Genomic DNA, 14937 nt, shown 5'->3' on the forward strand with positions numbered 1-14937 from the left:
TCTCCGCCCTCTCCTTTGTCACTTCGGGTCTGGCCCGAGGATGACGTCGAGAGCGGGGTCGGCGCCGCAGCTGATCCCACCACGGCGTTCAATCCATTTTGTGCGATTATTGAACAAATGTCAAATATCGCACAAAGTGGATTGCCGGTTTACCGGTTTGGATTTACCTCTGTTGGCGACAACGGGAGATTTTGCATGGACAAGACAATTCCCAGCCTTGCGGAGGCCGTATCGGGCATCGGAGACGGCGCGGTTGTGATGATCGGCGGCTTCGGTGGCTCCGGCGCCCCGATCGAACTGATCCACGCCCTCATCGACAAGGGCCCGAAGGGCCTGACAGTCATCAACAACAATGCCGGCAACGGGCGCATCGGCATCGCCGCGATGATCGATGCCGGCATGGTGAAGAAGATGATCTGCTCCTTCCCCCGCTCCACCGATCCGCGCGCCTTCACCGACCGCTATCTCGCCGGCGAGATCGAGCTGGAGCTGGTGCCGCAGGGCACGCTCGCCGAGCGCATCCGGGCCGGCGGCGCCGGCATTCCCGCCTTCTACACACCGACGAGCTACGGCACGGAGCTTGCCAAGGGCAAGCCGGTCGCCGAATTCGACGGCCGCATGTATGTGCAGGAGCGCTGGCTGAAAGCGGACTTCGCGCTGATCAAGGCGCATGTCGGCGATACCAACGGCAACCTCACCTACAACAAAGCCGCCCGCAATTTCAGCCCGCTGATGTGCATGGCGGCGACAAAAACCGTCGTGCAGGTCAGCAAGCTGGTCAAGCCCGGCGGCATCGATCCGGAACAGGTCATCACGCCCGGCATCTTCGTCGACCAGCTCGTCGAGGTTTCCGACCCGAAGCAGGAAGAAGATCTCATCCGTGCAGGAGTGACCTACGCATGACCGTCGATACACGTGAAGACATCAAGCTTTCCAACGCCCAGATCGCCTGGCGCGCCGCGCAGGACATCTTTGACGGCGCTTATGTGAACCTCGGCATCGGCTTTCCCGAAATGGTCGCCCGCTACCAGCCGGAAGGCCGCGCGGCGATCTTCCATACGGAGAACGGCATCCTCGATTTCGGCGAGGCCCCACCCGCCGGAGAAGAGGACTGGGACCTGATCAACGCCGGCAAAAAGGCCGTGACGCTGAAGCCGGGTTCGGCCTTCTTCCATCATGCCGACAGCTTCGCCATGGTGCGCGGCGGCCATCTCGACGTGGCGATCCTCGGCGCCTACCAGGTGGCCGAGAACGGCGACCTCGCCAACTGGCGTGTCGGCTCCAAGGGTGTGCCGGCGGTCGGCGGGGCAATGGACCTCGTGCATGGGGCCAAATCAGTCGTCGTCATCACCGAGCACGTCACCAAGAACGGCGAGCCGAAGCTCGTCGAGCGCTGCACCTTTCCGCTGACGGGCGTCGGCTGCATCACCCGCATCTATACCAGCCATGCCGTCATCGACGTTTCGGGCGGCCGCTTCGTGCTGCGCGAAAAGCTTGCCGGCATGAGCTTTGACGAATTGCAGGCGATGACCGGCGCGAAGCTGCATGTCGATGGCCCCGTCGCCGATCTCGTCGTGCCGGAACTCTAGGGAAAACCCGAAGCCGGTTTCGCCCCGGGATACTGTTTTTGACGCATTCCCCAACACCGAAGGGCGACCCGTTTCGGCCGGGAATGCTTGAGAGGAACATCATGTCTGACGCCTATATCTGCGACTATATCCGCACGCCCATCGGCCGTTTCGGCGGTTCGCTCTCCTCCGTCCGCGCCGACGATCTCGGCGCCATCCCGCTGAAAGCCCTGATGGCGCGGAATGCGGGCATCGACTGGGAAGCGGTCGACGACGTGATCTTCGGCTGCGCCAACCAGGCGGGCGAGGACAACCGCAATGTCGCGCGCATGTCCTCGCTTCTCGCCGGGCTGCCGGTCGCCGCGTCCGGCACGACGATCAACCGGCTCTGCGGCTCGGGCATGGATGCCGTCATCGCCGCCGCCCGCGCCATCAAGTCCGGCGAAGCGGAACTCATCGTCGCCGGCGGCGTCGAGAGCATGAGCCGCGCGCCCTTCGTGATGCCCAAGGCGGAGACGGCCTTTTCCCGCCATGCGGAGATCCACGACACGACGATCGGCTGGCGCTTCGTCAATCCGCTGATGAAGAAACAGTACGGTGTCGATTCCATGCCGGAGACCGGCGAAAACGTCGCCGAGGATTTCAAAGTCTCCCGCGAGGATCAGGATGCCTTCGCCGTGCGCTCGCAGGCCAAGGCCGCCGCGGCGCAGGCGAACGGCCGGCTGGCGAAGGAGATCACGTCCGTCACCATCGCGCAGCGGAAGGGCGATCCGGTCGTGGTGGAGAAGGACGAGCACCCGCGCGCCACGACGCTTGAAGCCCTCGCCAAGCTGGGCACGCCCTTCAGGAAGGACGGCGGCACGGTGACGGCGGGCAATGCCTCCGGCGTCAACGACGGTGCCGCAGCGCTCGTCATCGCCTCGGAGGCGGCGGTCAAGAAATACGGCCTGACGCCCATCGCCCGCATTCTCGGCGGCGCCATGGCTGGCGTTCCACCGCGCATCATGGGGATCGGCCCGGTCTATGCCACGCAGCGCCTGTGCGCCCGGCTCGGCCTAAAGCCTGCCGATTTCGACGTGATCGAACTCAACGAGGCCTTCGCCTCGCAGGGCCTTGCGACGCTGCGCGCGCTCGGCATCGCCGATGATGCGGATCACGTCAATCCGAACGGCGGCGCCATCGCACTCGGCCATCCCCTCGGCATGTCCGGCGCCCGCATCACCGGCACGGCGGCGCTCGAATTGCAGCTCACCGGCAAGAAGCGTTCGCTCTCCACCATGTGCATCGGCGTCGGGCAAGGCATCGCGGTGGCACTCGAGCGCGTCTGAGGCTTCGCCCTGCTCCTCTCCCTGCAAGCGGAGAGAGGGAATGTGCCCCACGCCGCAAACTGGCAGGAAAGCCGTTACGACATCCCCTTCTTCCCGCCCGCGGGGAGAAGGTAGCGAAAACCGGATAAGGGCTGCGCGCAAAAACGGCGCCTCGGAAGTATCGTCGCATCCCGTCGGCACAGCGCTTTGGCGCTGGCAAAGTCCGCCGCCGCCTCTCCCTCGGCAATCGAACGTTGACAGCGCCCCCGCGCTCCTGCACCCATGCGGGTCATCCTTCTCGCATCGATGACGGATCCGCCATGTCCAAGACCACCCGCGCCACCCAGGCCCTTGCCAAAGCCGGCGTTTCCTTCACCGTCCATACCTACGAGTACGATCCGAATGCCGACCGCGTCGGCATCCAGGCAGCCGCGGCGCTGGGAGAGGATCCGGGCCGGGTGCTGAAGACGCTCATGGCGGAGGTGGACGGCAAACCGGTCTGCGTCATCGTGCCCTCGGACCAGGAGGTCAGCATGAAGAAGCTGGCAAGCGCCTTCAGCGGCAAGTCGGCCAACATGATGAAGCCGGCAGATGCCGAACGGCTGACGGGCTTCGTCGTCGGCGGCATCAGCCCCTTCGGCCAGAAGAAGCAGGTACCGACCGCAATCGAGGAGGCGGCGCTGGCCTATGACCTGGTCTATATGAACGGCGGGCAGCGCGGCCTTCAGGTGCGTCTTGCCCCGCGCGACGTTCTGGCGGCGGTGAAGGCGATCGCCGCGCCCGTGATTGCCTGATTGCGCCTTCTCTTTCGGCGCCGGGCACACTAAGTTTCCTTCATCCGAGTAAAACAGACAGGCATGCCATGACCTATCCCGCCAATTCCGCCTCCGCCGTCGATCCGCAAAAGCTCGACAAGCTCGCCGAAGTCGCCGTGCGTGTCGGCCTTCAGCTTCAGAAGGGGCAGGATCTCGTGATGACGGCACCCATCGCCGCCCTGCCGCTTGCCCGGCTCATCACCAAGCACGCCTATATGGCCGGGGCCGGTCTCGTCAGCACCTTCTATGCCGACGAAGAGGCAACGCTCGCCCGCTACCACCACGCGCCGGACGAAAGCTTCGACCGGGCGAGTGACTGGCTCTACGAGGGCATGGCCAAGGCCTATGCCAACGGCGCCGCACGCCTTGCCATTGCCGGCGACAATCCGATGCTGCTCTCGGGTGAAGATCCGGGCAAGGTCGCCCGCGCCAACAAGGCGAATTCCATGGCCTACAAGCCGGCGCTGGAAAAGATCGCCAATTTCGACATCAACTGGAACATCGTCTCCTATCCGAACCCGTCCTGGGCCAAGCAGGTGTTCCCGAACGACCCGGAAGAGGTGGCGGTCGAAAAGCTCGCCAATGCCATCTTCGCCGCCTCGCGCGTCGATGTCGCCGACCCCGTCGCCGCCTGGGCGGCGCACAATGCTGGCCTTGCCAAGCGCTCGGCCTGGCTGAACGGCGAGCGCTTCGCCGCGCTGCACTTCAAGGGGCCGGGCACGGACCTGACCGTGGGACTGGCGGACGGCCACGAATGGCACGGCGGCGCATCGATGGCCAAGAACGGCATCACCTGCAATCCGAACATCCCGACGGAAGAGGTCTTCACCACGCCGCACGCGCTGCGCGTCGAGGGCCATGTCTCCTCCACCAAGCCGCTCTCCCACCAGGGCACGCTGATCGACGATATCCAGGTACGCTTCGAGGGCGGCCGGATCGTCGAGGCGAAGGCGTCGAAGGGCGAGGCAGTGCTGAACAAGGTGCTGGACACCGACGAGGGCGCGCGCCGGCTCGGCGAAGTGGCCCTCGTGCCGCATTCCTCGCCGATCTCGGCGAGCGGCATCCTGTTCTACAACACGCTGTTCGACGAGAACGCCTCCTGCCACATCGCGCTCGGCCAGTGCTATTCGAAGTGCTTCCTCGACGGCGCGAGCCTGACGCCGGATCAGATCCGCGCACAGGGCGGCAATGAAAGCCTCATCCATATCGACTGGATGATCGGCTCGGACAAGGTGGACATCGACGGTATCCGCGCCGATGGCAGCCGTGCGCCCGTCATGCGCGGCGGCGAGTGGGCATGAACCATCTCGGCGTGATCGGCGGCGGCGGATGGCTGGCCGGGGCCTTGCTCCGGCCGGTGCTGACCGACCGCCTCATCAAGCCGGCCGACCTTGTGCTTTCTTCCCGCTCGGGCAACATTTCAGGCTACGAAGCCTGGCCGGGCGTGCATATGACGACGGACAACGCGATCCTCGTCGATGCCTGCGACACCATCGTCCTGTCCGTCCGAGCCGGCGATCTCGACGAGATCGATATCGACCTGCGCGGGCGGTTCGTCATCTCCGTCATGGCGGGGGTGACGGTGGAGGAGATCAGCGACCGCTTCGGCGCGCGGCGTATCGTGCGGGCGATGCCGAATGCCTGCGCCGAGCAGCGGCTGTCCTTCACGCCCTGGTGCATGACCGACGACGTGCGCGACCCGGAAGCGGATTTCGCGCGGCGCTTCTTTGCAGCCTCGGGCCGTCAGCACTTCATCACCGACGAGCACGAGCTCGACTATTTCACAGCACTGACAGGATCGGGCGCGGCCTTTCCGGCGCTGATGGCCGATGCGATGATCCGCCATGCGATCGAAGCGGGCATCGGCCCGGAGACGGCGGTCCTTGCGGTCCGCCAGCTCTTCCTCGGCGCCGCCACGCAGATGGCCAGTGTCAGCGATACGCCGGCCGATATCGTGGAACTGTTCATGGAATACCATGGCACCACGGCGGCCGGCCTTTCCGCGATGATCGACGCCGATCTCGCCCATGCGATCTTCACCGGGTTGACGGCTGCACGCCGGCGGGCGCAGGACGGCGCGGACTGATCCCGTCGGATACCGGACGCGCAGCCTGCGCCCGCTGGCTAAGCCAGACGCTCCCGAGCACCACGAGCATTCCTGCGATCTGCAACAGGCCGAGATCCTGCCCGAGCAGCGCCCATCCGAGCACGACGGCAACGAGCGGGCTGAGGAAACCGAGCGGCGAGATCGTCGCCGGGTCGAGCCGCGCAAGACCGCGGAACCAGACGATGTAGGTGAGCGCAGCGCCGATCACGCCGAGATAGAGGAACCCGAGCAGGTTTTCCGTCGTCGGCACCGGCAGGGCCGGCTCGAACCAGAGCGCGACAGGCACGAGCAGCAGGCCGCCCGCGGTGAGCTGCCAGGCAGTGAAGGTAAGCGGTGGCACCGGCGGCTTCCAGTGGTGCGACAGCACGGTCCCGAAGGCCATGGCAACCGCGCCGGCAAGACCAGCGGCGACACCGACCGGGTCGAGGGCCGCCGAGGGCGTCAGCACCAGCAACGCTACCCCGCCTATACCGGCAAGACCGGCGAAGACGGCGAGTGGCCGCACCGTCGTGCCGATGACGGCGCGCGAAAGCCCGAGCACGATCAGCGGCTGGATGGCGCCGACCGTTGCCGCAACGCCGCCCGGCAGACGATAGGCCGAGACGAACAGCATCGCCCAGAAGAACGAGAAGTTCAGCGCGCCGAGCAGGAAGGTCCGCGGCCACCAGACACCCTGCGGCAGGCGCCGGACGAGGAGCAGAAGAAGGAGCCCCGCGGGCAGCGCGCGCAACATGGCGACGGTGAGCGGATAGCCGGCCGGCAGAAGCTCTGTCGTCACGACATAGGTACTGCCCCAGACGGCCGGAGCGGTTGCAGTGAGGAGGACATCGGTGGTGCGAGACATGATTATCTCCAATAAAAGAATCTTGAAATCAAGATATATCATTTTATCTTGACGTCAAGACGATGGGGCCGCTAAATCCGGCCATGGATCACGTCGACAGAATTCTTATGCAATGGAGGCAGGAGCGGCCCGACCTCGATATCGCGCCGATGGGCCTGCTCGGCCGCCTCGCGCGGCTGCGCACCCATCTTGCGCGGGAAATCGAGAAGGCGATGGCTGCGCACGGGCTGAACTCGGCAAGCTTCGACGTGCTGGCGACCCTGCGCCGTGCCGGCCCGCCCTACCGGCTTTCGCCGGGCGATCTGCTCGCCACCACCATGGTCAGCTCGGGCACGATGACCAACCGGCTCGACCAGCTTGAAAAGGCAGGCCTTATCGAACGCTCGCATAACCCCGAAGACCGGCGCAGCGTCATCATCGCGCTGACGCCGACGGGATTTGCACTGGTCGATGTGGCGGTCACGGCCCATGTGGAAAACCAGCACCGCCTGCTGGAGACGCTGAGCGCGGACGAGCGCGTGGCACTGGACGACCTTTTGCGAAAGTTCCTCGCCGCGTTCGAGTAGAGCATCTCCGCTTTTCCTCGACGCGGAACCGTTTCGCGGTTTTTCCGGATTTCTCCCGATCAGAGACTGCCGGCGAGCCGCTCGACGCGTGCTAAATGCGCCTTGCGTTTCTCCTCGCTCGCACGGTCCATGTCGTGCAGGCTCACCATCCTGAAATCGAGGCCCTTGGCGCAGAAGGCGGCGATGCCGCGCTTCAGGAGCCGCTTCACCGGGTTGCCCATATAGAGATGCACCACCCACCAGGGTGAGCCGGTCGTGGTGAAGGCCCAGAAGAGACGGATATTGCCGAGCCGCGGCTGGATGCGCCCCCCGGCCGGATCGTTCTCGAAGGCGACGCCAGGGGCGAACACCCGGTCGAAGAACCCCTTCAGGATGGCCGGGAAATTGAACCACCATTGCGGAAAGACGAGCACGAGCCCTTCCGCCGCTTTCAGGCGGGAGACGAAGGGTTCGGCATCGGACGGATCATAGCCCGGTTCGAAATAGCGCGACCGCTCGGAGGGCGTCAGACGCGGATCGAAGCCCTCGCGGTAGAGGTCGAGCAGATCGACCACATGGCCGTTTGCCTCCAGCCTCCGCCGCACCGTTCCGGCGATGCCGGCGGCAAAACTCTCTTCCAGCGGATGGGCGAGCACGAGCAGGATGCGCATGCCGGCCTCAGAACAGCGAGCCCTGGCGGGGCGCGGGCTTTTCCTCCACCTCGCCCTTCATGCCCTTCTTGCGTGGCGGCACGCCGCCGCCGGCTCCGGTGACGGCATCCACCGTGCCGTCGGCGAACTCGATGGCAATGGCGCGGCCGGAGCCAAGGCTGGCGGCGCCCTTCACCGGCGCCCCCTCCTCGTCGCGCACCAGCGCATAGCCACGCTTCAGGACATTCCGGTAGGAAAGCGATTGCAGCATGCGGTCCTGCGCCTGCAGAAGGGCGCGGCGGCGGGCAAGGTCGCCGGCAAGCGCGCTTTCGGCACGCAGCGCAAGACCCGACAGGCGGTCACGCGCGCGACCGGTTTGCGCGGCGATACGGGCGGGTGTTGCGCGCAGCGAAACATCGAAAGCGGAAAGGCGCGCACGGACCTGGTCGAGCCGGCGCTCGACGATGCGGTCGGCGCGCTGCAGGCGGTCGGCGACGCGCTGGCGCCGCTCGGCGATGCGCGTCAGCAGCATGTCGGGCCGCAAATGCGCTGCCGTACGCTCGAAGGCGCGGCGCTTGCCCACGGTGTTCATCTGCAGGCCGCGGCCAAGGCCCGCCGCCGCCTCGTCGAACCGGCGGCGCGGCAAGGCGAGAAGCTGGTCGAGCGAGGGCAGCGCCCGGGCGAGTGCGCGAACGCCCTGCCGACGGCTGTCCATCTGGCGCGCCGTGGCGCCGCGCAGGCGCGCGGTGAGCGAAGCGATTTCCGCATCGAGATCGGCCTTGACCGGCACTGCCATTTCGGCCGCCCCCGTCGGCGTCGGGGCACGGCGATCGGCGGCGTGGTCGATCAGCGTCCAGTCCGTCTCGTGGCCAACGGCGGAGATCAGCGGGATTTTCGAGGCCGCGGCAGCGCGCACGACGATCTCGTCGTTGAAGCTCCAGAGGTCTTCGAGACTGCCGCCGCCCCGGGCAACGATCAACACGTCCGGTCGCGGGATCGGGCCGGCCGGCTCGAAGGCGTTGAAGCCCTCGATAGCCGCGGCAACCTCCTGCCCCGACCCTTCGCCCTGGACCTTGACCGGCCAGACGACGACATGGACCGGGAAGCGGTCGGCGATGCGGTGCAGGATATCGCGGATGACGGCGCCAGTCGGCGAGGTGACGACACCGATCACCTTGGGCAGGAACGGCAGCGGCTTCTTGCGTTCGGCATCGAAAAGGCCTTCAGCGGCGAGCTTGCGGCGACGCTCCTCAAGCAATGCCATCAGCGCACCGGCACCGGCCGGCTCCAGTGCCTCGATGACGATCTGGTATTTCGAGGAGCCCGGGAAGGTGGTGATCTTGCCGGTCGCGATCACCTCCATGCCCTCTTCCGGCTTGAAGCGCAGGCGCGAAAAGCTGCCCTTCCAGATCACCGCATCGATGCGCGCGCGATCGTCCTTCAGCGAGAAATAGGCATGGCCCGAAGAATGCGGGCCGCGATAACCCGATATCTCGCCGCGCACGCGCACCTGGTCGAAGGCCTGCTCGACCGTGCGCTTGATGGAGCCGGAAAGCTCCGACACCGAATATTCGGCAAGATTGCTGGGCGAATCAGTCTCGGGGAAAAAGCTCATGCGGCAAAGTGTAGTGCGTTTGCCGGCGGATGACAGGGTGCTGCCGCCAGCATCCCCAGCCCACTTTGCGCTTTCCCACCCTATTCCGGCTTCACCCGGTAGAGGCGCAGCACAGCCCCTCCGGCCCCTTCGACCGGTTCGAGATACGCCGGGACCTCCCCTTTCAGAAGGTCGGCATAGAGCCCTTCCGGCTCCGCATCCGCAAGAAGCAGCGTTTCGGTGTTGCCGGGGCAGAAGGCAAGCAGCGTCACGCCGGCACCGCGCAGGAAAGCCTCGGCCTGGCGGGGATTGGACAGGCCGATATGCAGCTGCGTCAGCATGCCGCCCTGATTGCGATGGTAGGGCGCCGAGAGCACGCGATGACCGCTGAAACGCAAGATCGACGTGCCGATATCCGAAACGGCAGCCACCACACCGGCCGGCTCACGGGCGAGCGGCGCCAGAACGGCCTCGTCGGTGCAGGCCGGCGGCTTCGCTCCGCCTGCAAGCTCGGCGCGCAACACATTGCCGGAATAGCCCGGCACCAGGGCACCGGCGAGCGCCCAGGTTGCGGGCGTCGAGGCAAGCGTCAGACCGGCGAAGGCAAGGCCCAGCCTCAGGTTCTTCGGCTGCGCATTGGCGGCCGTGCGCAGCTCGGCGATCATTCGGCCAAGTGGAATGGCGGCGAGCACATGGACGAAGATCGAGCCACGGACCTGGAGGAGGGAAACGGCAAAGGCGACGGCCAGCAGCGCTAGCAGGATAAGATGCGCCTCGGTGGCCTCGCGGCGATAGACGCTTCTGACGCAGACGGCGATGGCGAGAAGACCCGTCGCATAGAAACTGCCGATCGATGTGGGATCGAGACGGAATTGCGCCAGCGCCGATTGGGCCTCGATGACCATGTCGAGCCAGAAGGTCTTCAGCAACGGATCAAGCGCGGCGAGCGGATTGGCGAGGCACCCGGGCGCGACGAGCAGCACCGCGACGGCAACGATGCCCCCTGCAGCCGCAAGGGCAGCCAATCGGCCGCGGAAAGACCAGGTGCTCGCCAGCGAAGCCGTGAGAAACAGCGTGCCGCCGCCGAACGTCGCCAAGGCATAAAAGCCATAGGAGAGGCTGTCGCAGGTCACCTGCGTGTAGCGCGACGGCGCGACGGTGGCAAAGAAGGCGGCGGTCACCGTCAGGGCGAGCGAGAGGCCGAAGGCGGTGGCCGCATCACGGAAAGCACGGCCATGCCAGACCCAGCGCAAGGCGACGACGAGGCAGACCGCGCCGATGAGCGGCGTCGTCTCCACGCCGATGGCAATGGCAAAACCGGCAAGCACGCCGGCAATGGCGTGATCGCGCGCCCGCATGGCGGGGGCGAGCAGCATCGCGGCAATACCGACGATGAGCGCGACCTGGACGTTGTGGTGGTCGATCGAACCGGGCTGGAAGCGGTTGAGCGAGACGACAAGAATGACCGTCAGGACCAGCGTCGCGTGCATCGCCATGGTGCCGCCGAGCCGATAACCGGCAAGCCCCGCACTGAAAAGCACGGGCAGGACGAGGAACGACGGCCAGACGGCAAGCGCCAGCGCCTCGGCCTGTCGCTGCCCGGCGAAGAGCGAGAAGAAGCTGATCAGGTTGGCGATCGGCAGATCGACGAAGCGCGACCAGTGCATGAGCGTACCGCCGGCAAGACCAAGGCGATACTGGGTCGTATCGAACCAGCTCTGCCCGGCCAGGAGATCCCGCACCACGACGAGGCGCATCCTGTCGTCGTTGTCGACCCCGACGTAATCGGTCGCGAAGGGCAGCGACAGTGCGAGCAGAAGCGCAATCGTCAGGAGACTGTAGAGAGCAAGCACACGCCATGTCATCCCGAAGCGCCCCGTGGACGCATCCCGGGTTGCAAACGACAGGGCAGCAGGCATGGATTTCGACACGTTTCGCCCCTTCGTCCACCATTGGAAGCCTGCCGAAACCTAGCCTTAACCTTCTCAAGAAATAGTAAAACCGTGGGTCGCATGAAGGGGCCCGCGCCGGGAGAACGCACCGCCATGACGGAAAACCTGATGGAAGACCTGGAGATCGCCGTGCTGCTGCCCTGCTACAACGAGGCGCAGACGATCGGCGACGTCGTTCACGGCTTTCGCGCCGCCCTGCCGTCCGCCCGCATCTATGTCTACGACAACAACTCCACCGATTCGACCGCATTGCGCGCGGCGCTGGCCGGTGCGACGGTCGTGCGCGAGCGCCGCCAGGGCAAGGGCAACGTAGTGCGCCGCATGTTCTCCGACATCGAGGCCGACATCTACATCATGGCCGACGGCGACGGCACCTACGCCGCGTCCGATGCGGCCGAACTCATCCGCACACTGATCACCGAAGGCGCCGACATGGTCGTCGGCACGCGCCGCGGTGTGCATGCGGATGCCGGCCGACAGGGCCACGCCTTCGGCAACCGCATCTTCAACACCCTGTTCCGCTCGCTCTTCGGCAACGATTTCTCCGATATCTTCTCCGGCTACCGCGCCTTCTCGCGTCGCTTCGCGAAGAGCTTTCCCGCCGTCTCCGGCGGCTTCGAGATCGAGACCGAAATGTCCGTGCACGCCTCTCGGCTGCGCATGCCGATCGCCGAGCTGGAACTCGACTACGGCCGCCGGCCGGAAGGCTCGCATTCCAAGCTCTCCACCTTCAAGGACGGCGCGAAGATCCTCTGGATGTTCGCCATGCTGATGAAAGAGACACGACCCTTCGTGTTCTTCAGCGCCATCAGCGGCGTCTTCATGGCGGCGAGCCTCACCTTCATGGCGCCGGTTCTGGCCGCCTATTTCCACACCGGCCTCGTCGAGCGCATGCCGACCTGGGTTTTCTCGCTCGCCCTGATGATGATCTCGTTCCTCGTCTTCTCCGCCGGCCTCATCCTCGATTCCCTCGCCCGCGCCCGCGCCGAGCAGTTGCGCATCCACTACATGAACCAGTCCGCAGGCCGGCATATCCGCAGCGTCCGCAAGGCGGACAAGGCCACGCGGCATCTTGCGGCCTGATCGAACGGAAGACGAGCATGAACAGGGAAACCACCAACCGCATTCGTTTCGTCATCGAGGACGTGCTGCCGCCGATCCTGCGCGATTCCGCGCTCTTCCGGCAGGCGGCAAGCCTCGTATGGGGCAAGCACATCGGCAAGCTCGCAAAATTCCGTGAGCGAGCGCCGTTTCTGACTGCCGCGGAATATGAAGACCTCTATCGCGAACATCCACGCGTCCATGCCGGTACGGACAATTCGCAGGCCTGCATCGACCGCATCGTCGGCTCCATCGCCGGGGAAAGCATCTGCGACGTCGGTTGCGGCACCGGCGCGCTGCTCAGCTACATCAAGGCCGGCAACCCTGATCTCAAACGGCTGACCGGCGTCGATTTCGTCGTTGACGACGCAGCCCATATCACAGGCGTCGAATATGTCGCGGCGATGATCGAATCCCTGCCCTTCGCCGATGGCGAGTTCGATACGGTCGTCTGCACCCATGTCATCGAACATGTGCTGGAATACCGCCAGGCGATCGCGGAACTTCGCCGCATCGCGCGCCGGCGTCTGATCATCGTCGTGCCGCGCGAGCGAGAGTACCGCTATAGCTTCAACCCGCATTTCAACTTCTTCCCCTACACGCATTCCTTCCTGCGCGCCGTGCATCCTGTGCCGCCCCGCCACGTCTGCGTCGATATCGGCCGTGACATCTTCTACATGGAAGACCGTGCGGAGGCCGATGCGTGACGGCGAGCGCCTATAGCCCTGCGGTCTGGGCCGGTCTGCTCGGCACGCCGCTCCTGATCGCCACGGGACAGGTGCTGTTCAAGCTGACGAGCGGCACGACCGGCGATTTCGGCCTCAAGGGGCTGGCAGCGCTGGCGTTCAATCCGCTTCTTCTTCTCGCCCTCGCAATCTACGGGGCAGGCACCATCATCTGGATCTTCGTGCTGAAAGCGGTGCCTCTGACGATCGGCTATTCGTTCATGGCGCTGACCTTCTGCTTCGTGCCGCTCTTCGCCAGCCTTTTCCTCGGCGAAGCGCTGACGCTGCGCTACGCGGTTGGGGCCTTCCTCATCATCGGCGGCATGCTCGTCATCAACACCTGACTTTCATCACTCCTCGAAATGTGCCCGCGTCCCGGCATCCGCCGGGAAGAAGCTCTCGATCAGCACGCCCTGGACCAGCGCATCCTGCACGGAGCCGAAGGAGGTAAGCGTGGTGATCCAGTTGAAATGTTTTGTCCCGATCTTCATCTCGATCGGCAGGATCGGCAGCCGGCCCGTCTCCGGAAAGGCTTGCAGCGCGGCCTGGATGTCAGCCGCGGCGGCCAGCCGCTCGATGCGCTTCAGGAGCGGGCTGCGCGGCCCCTGCAGCCAGGCCTCGGCACGGATGCGGTGCACGAGATCGGCGGCCGATTGCGCCCAGTTGACGACGATCGAGCGCAGCGGCGTCGGCCCGAGATAGGCATCGAGGAAGTTGTCGCCCGGCGAGACGGCGATGCCCGCCATGCCGGCAAGGCCAAGAAAGGCCTGGTTGGCAGTCAGCACGTTGTATTCGTGGTCGAAGACAACGCCCGGATAGGGATCGTGGCGGGCGAGGATGAGGCCGATCGCCTCCGCCACGGCAGGCGGGAAGGCGGCAAGGCTCGTGGCCGGCGCCGTTGCGAAGCGTGGGCGAAAGCCGGCGGCGGAAAACAGCAGGCCCTGATCGCGCGCCGGAATATCCAGCACCGCGGAGAGGCGCAGGATCATGCCTTCCGAGGGGCGCGAGCGACCAGTCTCGAGAAAAGACAGGTGGCGGGCGGAAATGCCGGCCTCGCTTGCCAGCTCCAGCTGGCTCATACGGCGATGGCCGCGCCACTCCTTGAGATGCTCACCGAATTCCATGCGGTCCTCCCTTTTCATCTCCCGCACTAAACAGGAGGCCCGGCATGATTTCCATTACCTCCAAGGTAATTGGTTTACATCACCGGCCCCGGCAGGATCAGCACATCGAAACCGAAAGGAGCCCACAATGTTCGCTGCCATCAACCGCAACCTGCTGAAGTCCATCATGCTTGCCGACGGTGTCTTCTCGCTTGCCGCTGCCGTCCTTCTCTTTGCCCTGTCGGGCCCGATCGGCACCCTCGTCGGTCCGCTCGCAACACCGGCTGTCCTCAATGGTTTTGCCGCTTTCTTCGCCCTCTGGGGCGCCTTCCACCTCGCTGTCGGGCGGCAGGAGCAGCCCTCGGTCTCGGCCGTCCGCTTCGCCATTGCGGGTGATGCAGCCTGGATCGTCGGCAGCATCGCCGTCCTCGCCCTCGCCGGCAGCGGGCTGACGCTTGCCGGCATGGGGCTGATTGCGCTTGCCGCCGTGGTCGCCGCCGATGTGCTGCTCCTCAAGAAGATCGGCCTTGGCCGCCGGCAGCGCGCCGCGCTTGCCTGACCGCGCCGATGCCCCCACCACGTGCCCTCGCCATTGGCGGGGGCACGTGCCGTTTCAGGGCCGACAC

The 14937-nt window shown here is 65.6% G+C and carries 16 protein-coding genes; 11 read left to right on the forward strand and 5 right to left on the reverse strand.

Annotated elements, in window-relative coordinates:
* Positions 1 to 195 precede the first annotated feature (195 nt).
* The 6 genes from EXZ48_RS20280 to EXZ48_RS20305 all read left to right on the forward strand — a co-directional run bounded on the left by EXZ48_RS20280 (position 196) and on the right by EXZ48_RS20305 (position 5776).
* Positions 196 to 903, forward strand: coding sequence for a 3-oxoacid CoA-transferase subunit A (locus EXZ48_RS20280; RefSeq protein ID WP_130517886.1), 708 nt, complete (start codon positions 196 to 198; stop codon positions 901 to 903).
* Entirely contained in the window at positions 900 to 1589 is a 690-nt protein-coding gene (locus EXZ48_RS20285; RefSeq protein ID WP_130517888.1) for a CoA transferase subunit B, read from the forward strand. Before EXZ48_RS20280 ends, EXZ48_RS20285 begins: the two co-directional genes overlap by 4 nt.
* A gap of 101 nt (positions 1590 to 1690) precedes the next feature.
* Positions 1691 to 2896 (forward strand): 3-oxoadipyl-CoA thiolase, encoded by a 1206-nt coding sequence (gene pcaF / locus EXZ48_RS20290; RefSeq protein ID WP_130517890.1) that lies wholly within the window; start codon positions 1691 to 1693, stop codon positions 2894 to 2896.
* Positions 2897 to 3195: 299 nt separating this feature from the next.
* Positions 3196 to 3669 (forward strand): Cys-tRNA(Pro) deacylase, encoded by a 474-nt coding sequence (gene ybaK / locus EXZ48_RS20295; RefSeq protein WP_130517892.1) that lies wholly within the window; start codon positions 3196 to 3198, stop codon positions 3667 to 3669.
* A 68-nt stretch (positions 3670 to 3737) separates the two neighbouring features.
* Positions 3738 to 4991: an aminopeptidase gene (locus tag EXZ48_RS20300; protein WP_130517894.1), complete on the forward strand. Its 1254-nt coding sequence runs from the start codon at positions 3738 to 3740 to the stop codon at positions 4989 to 4991.
* Positions 4988 to 5776 (forward strand): pyrroline-5-carboxylate reductase, encoded by a 789-nt coding sequence (locus EXZ48_RS20305; protein WP_130517897.1) that lies wholly within the window; start codon positions 4988 to 4990, stop codon positions 5774 to 5776. The genes EXZ48_RS20300 and EXZ48_RS20305 overlap by 4 nt, the downstream gene beginning before the upstream one ends.
* Here the strand turns inward: EXZ48_RS20305 and EXZ48_RS20310 are convergent.
* Positions 5727 to 6641, reverse strand: coding sequence for an EamA family transporter (locus tag EXZ48_RS20310; RefSeq protein ID WP_130517899.1), 915 nt, complete (start codon positions 6639 to 6641; stop codon positions 5727 to 5729). The genes EXZ48_RS20305 and EXZ48_RS20310 overlap by 50 nt on opposite strands.
* An 83-nt stretch (positions 6642 to 6724) precedes the next feature.
* On the opposite strand from EXZ48_RS20310, the gene EXZ48_RS20315 reads away from it, so the two are divergent.
* Entirely contained in the window at positions 6725 to 7207 is a 483-nt protein-coding gene (locus tag EXZ48_RS20315) for a MarR family winged helix-turn-helix transcriptional regulator (RefSeq protein ID WP_037405637.1), read from the forward strand.
* Between the two features lie 59 nt (positions 7208 to 7266).
* Here the strand turns inward: EXZ48_RS20315 and EXZ48_RS20320 are convergent, their stop codons facing one another.
* The 3 genes from EXZ48_RS20320 to EXZ48_RS20330 all read right to left on the reverse strand — a co-directional run bounded on the left by EXZ48_RS20320 (position 7267) and on the right by EXZ48_RS20330 (position 11295).
* The gene (locus EXZ48_RS20320; RefSeq protein ID WP_130517901.1) at positions 7267 to 7857 is read right to left on the reverse strand and encodes an NAD(P)H-dependent oxidoreductase; all 591 of its coding nucleotides are present in this window, start codon (positions 7855 to 7857) and stop codon (positions 7267 to 7269) included.
* 7 nt (positions 7858 to 7864) lie between these two features.
* Complete coding sequence (gene xseA, locus EXZ48_RS20325; RefSeq protein ID WP_130517903.1) at positions 7865 to 9451, reverse strand: exodeoxyribonuclease VII large subunit; 1587 nt, start codon at positions 9449 to 9451, stop codon at positions 7865 to 7867.
* Positions 9452 to 9531: 80 nt separating this feature from the next.
* The gene (locus tag EXZ48_RS20330; RefSeq protein ID WP_130517906.1) at positions 9532 to 11295 is read right to left on the reverse strand and encodes a hypothetical protein; all 1764 of its coding nucleotides are present in this window, start codon (positions 11293 to 11295) and stop codon (positions 9532 to 9534) included.
* Positions 11296 to 11475: 180 nt separating this feature from the next.
* On the opposite strand from EXZ48_RS20330, the gene EXZ48_RS20335 reads away from it, so the two are divergent.
* From EXZ48_RS20335 to EXZ48_RS20345, 3 genes are read left to right on the forward strand one after another with little or no spacing between them, the layout of a single operon-like run.
* Positions 11476 to 12465 carry a glycosyltransferase gene (locus EXZ48_RS20335; protein WP_050742721.1) on the forward strand — a complete coding sequence of 330 codons (990 nt, stop codon included), beginning with the start codon at positions 11476 to 11478 and terminating at the stop codon, positions 12463 to 12465.
* 17 nt (positions 12466 to 12482) lie between these two features.
* The gene (locus EXZ48_RS20340) at positions 12483 to 13190 is read left to right on the forward strand and encodes a bifunctional 2-polyprenyl-6-hydroxyphenol methylase/3-demethylubiquinol 3-O-methyltransferase UbiG (RefSeq protein WP_130517908.1); all 708 of its coding nucleotides are present in this window, start codon (positions 12483 to 12485) and stop codon (positions 13188 to 13190) included.
* Positions 13187 to 13552 (forward strand): transporter, encoded by a 366-nt coding sequence (locus EXZ48_RS20345; RefSeq protein ID WP_050742723.1) that lies wholly within the window; start codon positions 13187 to 13189, stop codon positions 13550 to 13552. The genes EXZ48_RS20340 and EXZ48_RS20345 overlap by 4 nt, the downstream gene beginning before the upstream one ends.
* A gap of 6 nt (positions 13553 to 13558) precedes the next feature.
* On the opposite strand, the gene EXZ48_RS20350 is transcribed toward EXZ48_RS20345, so the two are convergent.
* Complete coding sequence (locus tag EXZ48_RS20350) at positions 13559 to 14332, reverse strand: helix-turn-helix domain-containing protein (protein WP_037405661.1); 774 nt, start codon at positions 14330 to 14332, stop codon at positions 13559 to 13561.
* A 127-nt stretch (positions 14333 to 14459) separates the two neighbouring features.
* Between EXZ48_RS20350 and EXZ48_RS20355 the strand changes: the two genes are divergently transcribed.
* Positions 14460 to 14870, forward strand: coding sequence for a hypothetical protein (locus EXZ48_RS20355; RefSeq protein ID WP_130517910.1), 411 nt, complete (start codon positions 14460 to 14462; stop codon positions 14868 to 14870).
* Positions 14871 to 14937 lie beyond the last annotated feature (67 nt).

Origin of the sequence: Shinella sp. JR1-6 (assembly GCF_004284735.1) — a bacterium.
GTDB lineage: Bacteria > Pseudomonadota > Alphaproteobacteria > Rhizobiales > Rhizobiaceae > Shinella.